General features: G+C 61.0%; 13 protein-coding genes. 11 read left to right on the plus strand and 2 right to left on the minus strand.

Going from position 1 to position 12,822, the window contains the following annotated elements:
• Positions 1-58 precede the first annotated feature (58 nt).
• The 10 genes from V9T28_RS02210 (at position 59) to arfB (ending at position 8,882) form a co-directional block, all read left to right on the plus strand.
• Positions 59-1,093 carry a lysylphosphatidylglycerol synthase domain-containing protein gene (locus V9T28_RS02210; protein ID WP_116400576.1) on the plus strand — a complete coding sequence of 345 codons (1,035 nt, stop codon included), beginning with the start codon at positions 59-61 and terminating at the stop codon, positions 1,091-1,093.
• Positions 1,094-1,262: 169 nt separating this feature from the next.
• A complete protein-coding gene (locus tag V9T28_RS02215; RefSeq protein ID WP_116400577.1) occupies positions 1,263-2,279 on the plus strand; it encodes an ATP-binding protein in 1,017 nt (338 codons plus the stop codon).
• Between the two features lie 157 nt (positions 2,280-2,436).
• The gene (gene pstS / locus V9T28_RS02220) at positions 2,437-3,459 is read left to right on the plus strand and encodes a phosphate ABC transporter substrate-binding protein PstS (protein ID WP_445242146.1); all 1,023 of its coding nucleotides are present in this window, start codon (positions 2,437-2,439) and stop codon (positions 3,457-3,459) included.
• 119 nt (positions 3,460-3,578) lie between these two features.
• On the plus strand, positions 3,579-4,571 hold the full coding sequence (gene pstC / locus V9T28_RS02225; protein WP_116400579.1) for a phosphate ABC transporter permease subunit PstC: 993 nt from the start codon (positions 3,579-3,581) through the stop codon (positions 4,569-4,571).
• Between the two features lies 1 nt (position 4,572).
• Positions 4,573-5,412 carry a phosphate ABC transporter permease PstA gene (gene pstA, locus V9T28_RS02230; RefSeq protein WP_116400580.1) on the plus strand — a complete coding sequence of 280 codons (840 nt, stop codon included), beginning with the start codon at positions 4,573-4,575 and terminating at the stop codon, positions 5,410-5,412.
• 4 nt (positions 5,413-5,416) lie between these two features.
• Positions 5,417-6,214, plus strand: a complete 798-nt coding sequence (pstB, locus tag V9T28_RS02235; RefSeq protein ID WP_116400581.1) for a phosphate ABC transporter ATP-binding protein PstB — start codon at positions 5,417-5,419, stop codon at positions 6,212-6,214.
• A gap of 13 nt (positions 6,215-6,227) precedes the next feature.
• The gene (gene phoU, locus V9T28_RS02240; protein ID WP_116400582.1) at positions 6,228-6,938 is read left to right on the plus strand and encodes a phosphate signaling complex protein PhoU; all 711 of its coding nucleotides are present in this window, start codon (positions 6,228-6,230) and stop codon (positions 6,936-6,938) included.
• 12 nt (positions 6,939-6,950) lie between these two features.
• Positions 6,951-7,694 carry a phosphate regulon transcriptional regulator PhoB gene (gene phoB / locus V9T28_RS02245; protein ID WP_116400583.1) on the plus strand — a complete coding sequence of 248 codons (744 nt, stop codon included), beginning with the start codon at positions 6,951-6,953 and terminating at the stop codon, positions 7,692-7,694.
• Between the two features lie 270 nt (positions 7,695-7,964).
• On the plus strand, positions 7,965-8,324 hold the full coding sequence (locus tag V9T28_RS02250; protein ID WP_158554779.1) for a cytochrome c: 360 nt from the start codon (positions 7,965-7,967) through the stop codon (positions 8,322-8,324).
• 135 nt (positions 8,325-8,459) lie between these two features.
• Positions 8,460-8,882, plus strand: coding sequence for an alternative ribosome rescue aminoacyl-tRNA hydrolase ArfB (arfB, locus tag V9T28_RS02255; protein ID WP_116400585.1), 423 nt, complete (start codon positions 8,460-8,462; stop codon positions 8,880-8,882).
• Positions 8,883-8,913: 31 nt separating this feature from the next.
• Here the strand turns inward: arfB and V9T28_RS02260 are convergent, their stop codons facing one another.
• Positions 8,914-10,326: a sensor domain-containing diguanylate cyclase gene (locus V9T28_RS02260; RefSeq protein ID WP_245424068.1), complete on the minus strand. Its 1,413-nt coding sequence runs from the start codon at positions 10,324-10,326 to the stop codon at positions 8,914-8,916.
• 295 nt (positions 10,327-10,621) lie between these two features.
• Positions 10,622-11,803 carry a DNA replication/repair protein RecF gene (recF, locus tag V9T28_RS02265; RefSeq protein WP_116400587.1) on the minus strand — a complete coding sequence of 394 codons (1,182 nt, stop codon included), beginning with the start codon at positions 11,801-11,803 and terminating at the stop codon, positions 10,622-10,624.
• A 138-nt stretch (positions 11,804-11,941) separates the two neighbouring features.
• On the opposite strand from recF, the gene V9T28_RS02270 reads away from it, so the two are divergent.
• A complete protein-coding gene (locus V9T28_RS02270; RefSeq protein ID WP_116400588.1) occupies positions 11,942-12,697 on the plus strand; it encodes a peptidase in 756 nt (251 codons plus the stop codon).
• The last annotated feature ends 125 nt before the right edge of the window (positions 12,698-12,822 follow it).

A 12,822-nucleotide genomic window follows, 5' to 3' on the forward strand; every position in this document is an offset into this window, starting at 1 on the left:
CTTGCCGGGGTCACAATCCGTACGCATAAGGGCAGAAATTGTGTAACAGGATTCGAGCTTGACGGACGAAACAGTGGGGGAGACGAACGGGCGCGTACGCCGTGCTATCTCCGGACAATTGGCGCCAGGCGCACGCCGCCGCTGGCGGCTCGTGGGCGGCGCGGCGAGCGCGCTGTTGTTTGCGGTCTCGATCTGGATCCTGGCCCATATCCTCACCGCCAGCAAGCTTGCCGAATTGCGCGGCGACATCGCGGCAACAAGCGCCGACCAATTGGCATTGGCCTGCGCCGCGACCATATTCTCCTATATCGCACTGACGGGCTATGACGTGCTGGCGCTGCGCCAGCTGCGCATCCGCGTGCCCTATTATATCGCCGCTTTCGCCTCGTTCACGAGCTATGCCATTTCTTTCATGCTCGGCTTTCAGGTCGTCACCGGCGGAACGGTGCGATATTGGATCTATTCGCGCGAGGGCGTATCGGCGGCCAAAGTCGCGAGCCTGACGGTGATTGCCGGTGTCACATTCTGGCTCGGCTTGGGGCTCGCGATCGGCTGCGGCCTGGTGTTCCGCGCGCAGGCGCTCTCGGAAATCAACGATCTGAAGGTTTTCATCAACGCGGCGATCGGCCTTGCGATCGTGGCCTTCATCGTGGGTTATTTGGTTTGGGTGTCGCTCGGGCGGCGGCGCATCCGCGTGCAGGGCTTTTCATTGGAATTGCCTGGCCCTGGCGTCACGCTTGCGCAAATGGCCCTGGGCGTTGTCGATATCTGCGCCAGCGCCTCGGTGCTTTACGTGCTTTTGCCGCAAGGACATGGGCTCGATTTCCTCACCTTCGTCGCCATCTACGCTTTTGCCTGCCTCCTTGGCATCGCCAGCCACGCGCCGGGCGGGATCGGCGTGTTCGAGGCGACGATGCTGCAAGCCGTTCCGAATGTCGGCAATGAGCGGCTGCTTGCCTCGCTCATCCTGTTCCGGATGTTCTATTTCGTGGCGCCCTTCATTCTCGCCCTCGCGCTGCTCGGCGCCAACGAGATCGGGCGACGCTGGCGGTCGTTGCGCGAGGCGATTTTGCGATCGAAGGAAGAAGATTAGGATCGAACGTCAATGGTGGATGGCGTCTGGACGAGGTCGAGAATGGTCATATGCAACGCGCATTGCGCCGCTGGGAAGTTCGTCCCGACAACCATTACGCTAAGTTCCATCGTCTCGCATTCGGCCAACTTGGCTGCATCGAGCGGTCATTGAGGGAGCGTCGAGGCTGATGGATTTGCGGGGCTGGAGCGCGCTGATCGAGGCTTTGCCGGAACCGGTTCTGGTGCTTTCGCCGGACATGCGTGTCCTCACCCTCAATCAGCCGGCACTGCGCCTGCTGCCGGCCTTGCGGCGCGGGGAGGCATTGGAGCTCGCCCTGCGCTCGCCCGATATTCTCGATGCCTTCCGCCGGGTGCGCGCTAGCGGCGTGGCCGAGACGGTTTCCTGGCATGAGCGCGTGCCGATCGAGCGGCTGTTTCACGTGCGGGTCGCCAAAGTCAGCGACGAAGCCATTGTCCTGAGCATTCGCGATCTCACCGAGGCGCGCAGCTTGGAGCGCATGCGGGTCGATTTCATCGCCAATGCCAGCCACGAATTGCGCACGCCCCTTGCCTCGCTGCTCGGCTTTGTCGAAACCCTGCGGGGCGCAGCGCGTGATGACGCCAGGGTGCGCGACAAATTCCTCGGGATCATGTACCAGCAGGCACGCCGCATGGCGCGGTTGATCGACGATTTATTGTCGCTGTCGCGGGTCGAACAGAATCTGCATCAGCGCCCCACGGATGTCGTCGATCTGAACCTGGTCGTGCGCCATATCGCCGAGGCGCTGTCGCCGCTCGCGGCGGAAAATCTGGTGAAGCTCAATCTGCCGTCGTCCGAGCCGGTGCTGGTCGCGGGGGACCGCGACGAATTGTCCCGGGTTGCGGAAAATTTGATCGAGAACGCGATCAAATACAGCAGCAATGGCGAGACGGAGGTCAATGTCGACATCACCGTCACCACGACCGCGACCGATGCCGTGCTGAAAGTCCACGATGACGGACCCGGCATCGCGCCTGAACATTTGCCGCGCCTGACCGAGCGTTTTTACCGTGTCGACACCAACGCGAGCCGCTCCAAAGGCGGCACCGGCCTTGGATTGGCCCTCGTCAAGCACATCGCCGCACGCCACCGCGGGCGGCTTTTTATCGAGTCCGAACTGGGGCGGGGCGCTACTTTCACAATTAAGTTGCCTCTTAGAAAATAGATATAAATATCAGTATTTTGATATGTCATAATTCGTCAATTTAAATGTTGTAATGACGATGTATCGCCGCTTTAAAGAGTGCGGCGGCCCGCTTGGCACGATGGTGCCAAGGCTGTTGGCAAGGCCGATCCTGGCCGGTACGTATATGAGGCATTCAATGCTGAAGACCATTAGCCGCGCAGCTCTCGTTGCTGCTGCGATCGCTTTTTCTCCGCTCCCGTCTTTTGCCGCTGACATCGCCGGCGCAGGCTCCACCTTCGCCTTCCCGATCTACACCAAATGGGCGGATTCCTTTAAGAAGGAGACGGGCGACGCGGTGAACTATCAAGGCATTGGCTCCGGGGCCGGCATCAAGCAGCTCCAGTCCAAGACCATCGTATTCGCCGGCACGGACATTCCGATGAAGGTCGAAGACCTGAAGAAGAACGGTTTCGTGCAATGGCCGATGGTGATGGGCGGCATCGCCGCTGTGGTGAACATCGACGGTGTGAAGCCCGGCCAGCTCGTGCTCGACGGTCCGACCCTCGCCAATATCTATATGGGCAACGTGAAGAAGTGGGACGATGCGGCGATCAAGAAGCTGAACCCCAGCCTCACCCTGCCGAGCGCCGACATTCAGGTCGTCCGCCGCGCCGACGGTTCGGGCACGACGTTCAACTTCACTGATTATCTCTCCAAGGTCAGCCAGGATTGGGCCGATAAGGTCGGCTCGGACGCGTCGGTCGAATGGCCGGTCGGCGTTGGCGCCAAGGGCAATGACGGCGTCGCCGGCACCGTTGGCCAGACCAAGAATTCCATCGGTTATGTCGAGACCGCTTACATCAAGCAGAACAACATGACCTATGTCGACATGATCAACAAGGCCGGCAAGCATGTCTCGCCGACGGTCGATGCGCTGCAGGCTGCTGCCGCCAATGCCGACTGGGCGCATGCGCCGGGCTATTATCAGATCCTGACCGACCAGCCGGGCGATGCTTCCTGGCCGATCACCGCGGCGACTTTCGTGGTCGTCTATGCCGATCCGTCCGACAAGGCGGCTTCGGGCGAAGTCGTGAAGTTCTTCGACTGGGCCTATAAGAACGGCAACGCCGCGGCCTCCGATCTGAATTACATTCCGATGCCGGCGGGTGTGACCGACATGGTCCGCAAGACCTGGGCGAGCGACATCAAGAATAAATAATCTTTGCGCGACGCTCCGCGGCTTGCCGCGGAGCGTCGCAGCTCGGAACTTTGACGAAGCACGAATGAGGGCCATAGCTCTCCTACAGAGATCTGCTTCAGGAGCGATACGTGTCTGACATGGTTGTGAACTCGAGCGTCGCGCGTGCAGCGCAAACCGAAGACCGAACACGGACGTTGAACGATTTCAAGTCGGCCGATGCGCTCTTTCACAGCCTGACGTTCGGTGCGTCGGTGCTCGTGTTGCTCGTGATGGGCGGCATCATCCTATCGCTGATCATTGCCGCTTGGCCGGCTATGGTGGCCTTCGGCGTCGGCTTCTTCGAGACGACGCGCTGGGCGGTGCATGCCAAGCCGCATCCGGTGATGGGGGTTCTGGCGCCGCTCTATGGGACGATGGTCACGTCGGTGATTGCCATGCTGATCGCCGTGCCGGTGGGGCTGGGCATCGCCGTGTTCCTGACCGAATTGTGCCCCTTATGGCTTCGCCGCCCGATCAGCACGGCCATCGAGTTGCTCGCCGGCATCCCTTCGATCATCTACGGCATGTGGGGCATGTTCTATCTGGCGCCATTCCTGGCGACCTCTGTTGAGCCCTCGATCGTCGCGGTCTTTTCACATATCCCGTTGCTGAACGTCGTTTTTGCCGAGCCGATCTCCAACCAGAACCTTTTCAATGCCGGTTTTGTGCTCGCCATCATGATCCTGCCCTTCATCACTGCCGTCTCGTGCGACGTCTTCGCGACCGTGCCTCCGGTGCTCAAGGAAGCCGCCTACGGCATCGGCTGCACGACGTGGGAGGTGATGCGCAACGTGGTCATTCCCTATACGCGTGTCGGCTTGATCGGTGGCGTGATGCTGGCGCTTGGCCGCGCGCTTGGCGAAACCATGGCCGTCACCTTCATCGTCGGCAACGAATCCAAAGTCACCGGCTCGATCTTCAGCGCCGGCGTGACGATCTCCTCGTTGATTGCCAACGAATTTGCCGAGAGCGACGGCCTGCACCAGTCGGCGCTGCTCTATTCCGGCCTCATCCTGTTCGTCCTCGTATTCTTCGTCTTGACCGCGGCGCGCTACATGCTGGCCCGCGGCGAGCGCAAATTGGGAGCTTGACATGGAGCCCGCCGGTTATGCTGCGCGCAAGCGCAAGAATCGCATCATCCTCGGTCTGTGCCTCGCTGCCATGGTGTTCGGTCTGACGTTCCTTGCGGCGATTTTGCTGATGCTGTTTTGGAACGGCTTCTCGAGCCTCGGCATTGCGACCTTCACGCAGATGACCCCTGCTGCCGACACCCAAGGCGGTCTGCTCAATCCGATCGTCGGTTCGATCATCATGACGGTTGTCGGCATCGTGGTCGGCGCGCCGATCGGGTTGCTTGCCGGGACCTATATGGTGGAATACGGCCGCTACACGCGGCTGACCTCGGTGGTGCGCTTCATCAACGATATTCTGCTCAGCGCGCCGTCGATCATCATCGGCCTGTTCGTCTACAGCTTCGTGGTCGTGCCGATGGGCGGAGCGTCCGGCCTCGCCGGTGCGATAGCGCTGGCCATCATCGTCATTCCCGTCGTTATCCGGACGACTGAAAACATGTTGCTGCTGGTGCCCAATCAGTTGCGCGAGGCCGCGTCCGCCATGGGCATGCCGCGCGCACATGTGACGCGCGCGATCACCTACCGCGCGGCCCGTTCCGGCATCATCACCGGCCTGCTTCTGGCGCTGGCGCGCATTGCCGGCGAAACCGCGCCGCTGCTGTTCACCGCCCAGAACAACAATTTCTGGAACATCAACGTGTTCAACGGCGCCATGCCGAACCTGCCGACGACGATCACCGCTTTCGTCGGTTCGCCGTCGACCAATTGGCAGCATCTCGCCTGGGCCGGCGCCCTTCTCATCACTTTGACCGTGCTCGCGCTCAACATTATTGCGCGCACTGTTGGCGCTAAGAGGTAATCTCATGAACGATCTCAGCCAAATGCCGAATGCTGCGACACAGGCCTCCAATGCCAAGGTCATCGCCCGCAATCTGAGCTTCTATTACGGGGCGAACAAGGCGCTCAAGGACGTCAACCTGGAACTCGGCACCAACAAGGTGACGGCGCTGATCGGTCCGTCCGGCTGCGGCAAGTCGACTCTATTGCGCATCTTCAACCGGATGTACGATCTTTATCCCAATCAGCGCGCCGACGGCGAGCTGCTGCTGGATGGCGAGAATATCCTGAGCCCCGGCATGGATCTCAACCTGCTGCGCGCCCGCGTCGGCATGGTGTTCCAGAAGCCGACACCTTTCCCGATGTCGATCTACGACAATATCGCCTTCGGCATCCGCCTCTACGAGAAGCTGCCCAAGAGCGAGATGGACGGGCGCGTCGAGAACGCGTTGCGCGGCGCAGCCCTGTGGGAAGAGGTGAAGAACAAGCTGCACGCCAGCGGTCTGTCGTTGTCAGGCGGTCAGCAACAGCGTCTGTGCATTGCGCGCACGGTCGCGATCAAGCCGGATGTCATTCTCTTCGACGAACCGTGCTCGGCGCTCGATCCGATCTCGACCTCGAAGGTCGAGGAGCTGATCGACGAATTGCGCGAGACCTATACGATCGCCATCGTCACCCATTCGATGCAGCAGGCGGCGCGCGTCTCGACGAAGACCGCCTTCATGTATTTGGGCGAACTCGTCGAGTTCGGCGACACCGACCAGATCTTTACGGCGCCGCGCCAGAAGCGCACGCAAGACTACATCACCGGCCGCTTCGGCTGAGTTGGAGCCTTCCATGAACGAACATATCGTCAAGTCTTTCGATTCCGAACTGGAGACGCTCGGCCGCCAGATCGCCGAGATGGGCGGCATTGCCGAAAAAATGCTGTCGGACGCGGTTGACGCGCTGACCGAGTTGAATGTGACCTTGGCGCAGCGGGTGGTCGAAACCGATCCGCGGCTCGATCTGCTGCAACGACAGATTGAGGAGAGCGCTGTCTCCATCATCGCGCGCCGCCAGCCGATGGCCGTCGATTTGCGGGCCATCGTCGCCGCGATTCGCGTCTCCGGCGATCTGGAGCGCATTGGCGATCTCGCCAAGAACATTGCCAAGCGCACGATGAAGATCGCCAACGACAATGGCATCCGCATGCCGGGCGCGCTGGTCGGTCTGCGTCACATGGCCGAACTTGCCGCGATATTGCTCAAGGACGTGCTCGACGCCTATGCCGCACGTGACACGGTCGCAGCCCGCGCCGTGTGGGAGCGCGATGCCGAAATCGACGCTCTGGAAAACTCGATCTTCCGCGATCTTCTCACCTTCATGATGGAAGATCCGCGCAACATCACCTTGTGCACGCATCTTCTGTTCTGCTCGAAGAACATCGAGCGCATCGGCGACCATTGCACCAATATTGCCGAGACCGTCTTTTATCTGGTGACCGGCGATACTTTGCCGATGGACCGCCCGAAGGGCACCCCGAACGCACCGCTTCAGGCTGGATAGGACTGAGACAATATGAACGACATTCGCATCGAAAACGCGAAATCGGGACCCGCCAGCGCCGCGCCGCGGGTGCTCGTGGTCGAGGACGAAGCGCCGCTCGCGCTGCTGCTCAGCTACAATCTCGAAGCGGAAGGCTTTGCGGTCGAACATGTCGAGCGCGGCGACGAGGCCGAGTTGCGCCTCATCGAGGCGCCGCCGGACCTGGTCATTCTCGACTGGATGTTGCCGGGTATTTCGGGCTTGGAAATCTGCCGTCGCCTGCGTGCGCGCGATGTCACGAAGACGCTGCCGGTGATCATGCTGACGGCGCGCGGCGAAGAGGGTGAACGGGTCCGCGGCCTCTCCATCGGCGCCGATGATTACGTGGTCAAGCCGTTCTCGGTGCCCGAACTTATGGCGCGGGTGCGCTCGCTCTTGCGCCGCTCGCGGCCCGAGCGGGTGGCGAGCCTGCTAGCCGCGGGGGATTTGCAGCTCGACCGCGATATGCGCCGCGTGCGCCGCGGCTCGCGGGACGTGCATCTGGGCCCGACCGAATTTCGCCTCCTGGAATATCTGATGGAGAAGCCGGGCCGGGTGTTCTCGCGCGCGCAATTGCTCGACGGCGTCTGGGGGATGGCGATCGATATCGACGAGCGCACCGTGGACGTCCATGTCGGCCGGCTGCGCAAGGTCTTGTCGCGCGGCAAGGAGCGGGATCCGATCCGTACCGTACGCGGCGCCGGTTATTCTTTCGACGAGACCTTCGGCAAGAATTGACGGGCCAACGCACCTAGCTACGACAGGCCGGCGCGGGCCGTAGTCTCGCCCGTTGCTGGCGCGCGGGTTGCGGCGCCGGCGTTTTCCACATGGTTTTGACCTCCGCGACGCTCCGTGCGAGCCGGAATACGCTCGTCAAGAGCGGTGCGCCTGGCTCGTGTCTTCCATCTCGATTGCCCTGCATTTTGCCCGATGTCCGCCATATTTTTGACCATGAGAGGCGGAAAAACTGCAGCCCACTTTGGGAGACATGAGTCGATGAAGCGCGGAATGAGTGTTGGTTTGGTGTTGCTGCTGACGATATCGGTCGCCTATGCCGCCGGTTTCAAGGGGATCATGAAGGCGTGGCGCAGTCCGACCAATGCTGCTAAGGCCATGGTGAGCGGTAGCGAACCTTATGACGCGGCAACAGTGCGCAAATTGTTGCAGGCCTATATTGCCGATTCTGACGACATCAAATCGCATCTCTCGACGAGTGCCGAATCCGAGGATCTCAAAAGGCGGTTCACCGCTTTCCAGAGCGATGCGAAGGCCGCCCTCGGCCAACTCGACAGCGCTGCTAAGTTCAAGGCAGCCTATGCGCCGGTGATGGACAATTGTTCTTCCTGCCACGACAAATATCGCGATTAGAGCATTTTCCAGAAAAGTTGCGCGACTTTTCGGTTAAGAAAATGCGACATAACAAACAAGTAGAGCAATTTTGCGCTTCTGAAAGAATCGCAAAATGCTTTAGACAGGATCGGGCGGTTACCTGTATGAAAGGTTATGATCCGCATCACCGACCATATCAGTCTCGAAGATGACGAGGTGGCCTTGAGCTTCATTCGCGCCTCCGGTCCCGGCGGGCAGAATGTGAACAAGCTCGCGACGGCGGTGCAATTGCGTTTCGATTTGGCGCGGAGTCCCTCGTTGAGCGACGCGGTCAAGGCGCGTCTCACCCGTATCGCCGGGCGGCGCTTGACCTTGGACGGCGTCATCGTCCTGACCGCCGACGCGCATCGCAGTCAGGAGCGCAATAAGGTCGATGTGATGCAGCGCCTTGCCGCGATGATCGAGGAAGCTTCCGTCGCGCCAAAGCCGCGGCGGCCGACCAAGCCGACTTACGCCTCGAAGCTGCGCCGATTGGACGGCAAGGCGAAACGCTCGGGCGTGAAACAATTGCGGCGCAGCAAGCCGTCCGGCGATTAGCTGTCTCTCGCTCGGCCTCCGCGCCGGCGCATCAACCGCGATATCTCTCCTCATAGTATCGGCGCTTGGCGTCATACATTTCGGCATCGGCGCGGCGGGCGACCGCGTCGAGTCGCTCGCCGCGGCGACTCGTCGCAGCGCCCATCGAGAAGGAGAGCGGCGTTGCGCCGTGGAACTGGTTGTTCAGTTCGGCCAGGCGATGCACGTCGTTCATCATCGCTTCGCCGGCGTGCTCGTCCGCGCCGGGCATGATAATGGCGAATTCGTCGCCGCCGATGCGCGCGGCGCAGCCGGACTTCTCGACGACTTGCGCGAGAACCTCGCCGGCGCGGCGCAGCAATTCGTCGCCGACGCCATGGCCATGGTGATCGTTGGAGCTCTTCAAACCGTTGAGATCGGCGATGATGATTGTCACCGGCCAGGGGCCTTTGCGCTCAAGGCGATTGATCTCGTCGACATAGAAGGAGCGATTATAAAGCTTGGTCAAAACATCGTGCTTGCCGAGGAATTCGAGATAGGCCTCCGCCTTTTTCCGCGCGGTGATGTCGGTCAACGCGACCTGCACCAGCGACCAATTGTGTTCGCGGCCGGGCAGTACGGAAAATTGCATCAGGAAATACAGCTCCGTGCCGTCGAGCGCGTAATTGACCACCTCGCGCTGCTGGAACAGCTTGCCGTCCCATAAATCGATCAATTGCTCGCGAAAGGGTTGTGCCATGCCGTCGCGAAAGATGTCGCCGAGCCGTTGCAGCAGCACTTGCTTGCTCGGTGCGCCGAACAGTTCGAGCGTGCGACGGTTGACGTCGATCACCCGGATTTCGCTCATGCAGCGCTGCACGAATTCGGGATGAACATCGGTGAAGACGCGAAAATCGATGATGCCGCGCTCGCGTACCTCGTCGATCAATTGCTTGACCCGGCTGAAATCCTCGACCCAAAGCGAGACCGGAGAATGCTGCAGCAGACCGTGGGCGTAATCTTCGCTGACACTGAGTTTGCGCCGTGCCGTCTCGCGGTCGGTCACATCGTCAATGGCGACGAGGACGCGGCTCCAGCTCTCTTCGTGTCCGGGCAGGATCGAGCCCTTGAGCTGAATGTCGAGACGGCGGCCCGACATGGTGTAATTGACCGTATCGCTGGCGAACAGCGTCTTGCCGTCCCAGAGTTGGACGAGCTCTTCGAGATGGGTCAGCAGCATGTCGTCGCGAAAGATACGGCCGAGATTGGCGACGAGTTCGTCCAGATTGGCGACCTCGTAAAGCGCCAAGGTCTTGGCGTTGACCTTGACGACCTTCAACTTGCTGGCGCACAGCCTGACACGATCGAAATCTTCGCCCAGATAAGCGCGCAAATCAGCAATGCCGGCGCGTCGCCACCCGTCGAACAGTGCTTTCAGCTCAGTATAATCTTCGAGCCAGAGCGAAACCGGTGCAAGTTCGAACATATTGGCGTCGTCGCTTCCAAAGCTGCGCGATGACGAGGATGAGTTGAGAGAGTCCAAATTATGCATCTACTCCCTGCAAGCGCCGTGAGAGGCAAAGCCGGATCTGTCGCGCCCAAAAGCCGGACGCGCCAACACCAACAAATGTGGAGAATATTATGGAAGCCAAGCTTGCCGATTCCAAAATCAATTGACCAAGAGGTCTGAAAATTCCCGCTCTCGCCGCCCCCCAGACAATCGCGGCCTGATTGTCGCTGCGCTTTCGATTTTCGTCAATATTTGTGTGTGTGGCCGTCGTTCAGCCCAACGGCCGCACCGTGCCGCCCGCCACCTGCAGCATTTCGGCGCGGCCGGCCAAATCGGCGAAGGCGGCGGGATCAGCGCCGGTGAGCCAGACTTGGCCGCCGATGTCACCGAGCGCGGCATAGAGCGCCGCGCGGCGCAGGGGATCGAAATGGGCGGCGATCTCGTCGAGCAGGATCAGCGGCGCAATGTCGCTCATCGCCGCGACCAGCCGGGCATGGGCGAGCACCAGGCCGACGAGCAGCGCCTTTTGCTCGCCGGTCGACGAGCGCGCCGCATCCGTGTTTTTGGGGCCGTGCCGCACGAGAAGGTCGCTCACATGCGGGCCGATCAGGGTCCGGCCAGCCGCCGCATCGCGCGCGCGGTTCTGGCGCAGGATCGCCCGGTAATGTTCCTCGGCGGCGACGGCCGGATATTGCGCCGTCAATGTCTCGACCTCACCGGACAGGGCGATTTGCGCCCATGGGAAGGGGGACGCGTCGTCGCGGCTTGCGGCGATCAGGCCTGTGAGGCGGTCGATCGTCTCGTATCGCGCGGCGGCGACCGCAACGGCGAGTTCCGCCGCCTCGCGCTCGGTCGCGTCGAGCCAATAGGTGTTGGAGATGCCGTCTTCCAAGAGCCGGTTGCGATTGCGCAGCGCCCGTTCGAGTCCGTTGACCCGCGCGCCATGGGCGGCGTCGACGGCGAGCACTAGGCGGTCGAGAAACCGTCGCCGGTCGCCGGCCGGGCCCGTGAACAGGCTGTCCATGGCGGGGGTCAGCCAGACGATCCGCAGCCGCTCGGCAAAGGCGGTGGCGGAGGAGACCGGCGCCCGGTCGATGCGGCATTTGCGGCTGCGCGGTGCGCCCTCCTCGGGCGGATCGACGCCGGTGCCGAGCTGCAGGCTGCCGAGCGCATCGGCAAGCTCCAGCGAGATCGAAAAGCCGCCGGGGCCGGATTCGCGGCAGCAATCGGCAAAATCGGCGCGCCGGAGGCCGCGGCCCGGCGAAAACAACGAAATGGCCTCGAGAAGATTGGTTTTTCCGGCACCATTCTCGCCGGTCAGCACCACCACATGGCCCGAGATCTTGAGATCGAGCGACTGATAGGAGCGGAAGTCGGCCAAGATCAGCCGCCGCACGGCTGGCGCGGCGACTGACTTCGAGACCGGCGCGAACGTGGCGGAATCAGCACACATGGTGCTCATTTGCCACGAAACCCATGGCCAGTGCAAAGCAGGTGTGCATCGCTCCCAAATCTTCGTGCGACGGGCGTTGCGCGCCGGGCGCGGATTGCTTTATATCGCGCGCTTAATTTACCCGGGGGGCGGGGTGCGATGACGTATTGCTGTGGTCTCTTAGTCGAGGATGGCTTGGTGATGATCGCGGATACCCGCACCAATGCGGGCCTCGATAACGTCTCGACCTTCCGCAAATTGCATATTTTCCAGCAGCCTGGCGAATATGTGATGATGATCGCGACCGCGGGCAATCTCTCGATCACGCAAGCAGTGATCAATGCGGTGACCGAGGGCATCGAGAATCCGGACACCCATGAACTCGAGACATTGATCGGCGTCGACAGCATGTTCAAGGCGGCGCAATTGATCGGCCGCGCGGTGCGCAAAGTGCGGGATCAAGATGGCGAGGCGCTGGAGCAGGCCAATCTGCGTTTCGAAGTGTCGTTTCTGTTCGGTGGCCAACACAAGGGCCGGCGGTTGCGACTGTTCAACATCTATGCCGCCGGCAATTTCATCGAATGCGCGCCGGACGCGCCGTTCCTGCAAATCGGCGAGCACAAATACGGCAAGCCGATTCTCGACCGCGCCGTTAACTATAAATCCGACTTGTACGACGCGCTGAAAATCGGATTGATTTCAATGGATTCGACCATGCGGTCGAATCTTGGCGTCGGGTTGCCGATCGATATCGCGGTATTGCGGCGCGATACTGAAGAACTCGAAGTCGATACGCGGATCGACAATACCGACGGCTATTTTCACGAATTGCGCGACCGCTGGTCCGTCGCGCTGAAAGCCGCGCATATGGCAATTCCGCGTCCGCCCTATGGCACGCGCAAGCCAAATCCATGAAATCTTTGCCTGATTTTGAATAGGGTGAGTATAGGTCGAAGCATTCCAAGGTTGGATTGCGGGCTCGCGAGCTATGCACCTCCAAGCGCAGACGGCCGAAGTGCATAGATCGAATAGATTATATT

This window comes from Methylovirgula sp. 4M-Z18, from assembly GCF_037890675.1.
GTDB lineage: Bacteria > Pseudomonadota > Alphaproteobacteria > Rhizobiales > Beijerinckiaceae > 4M-Z18.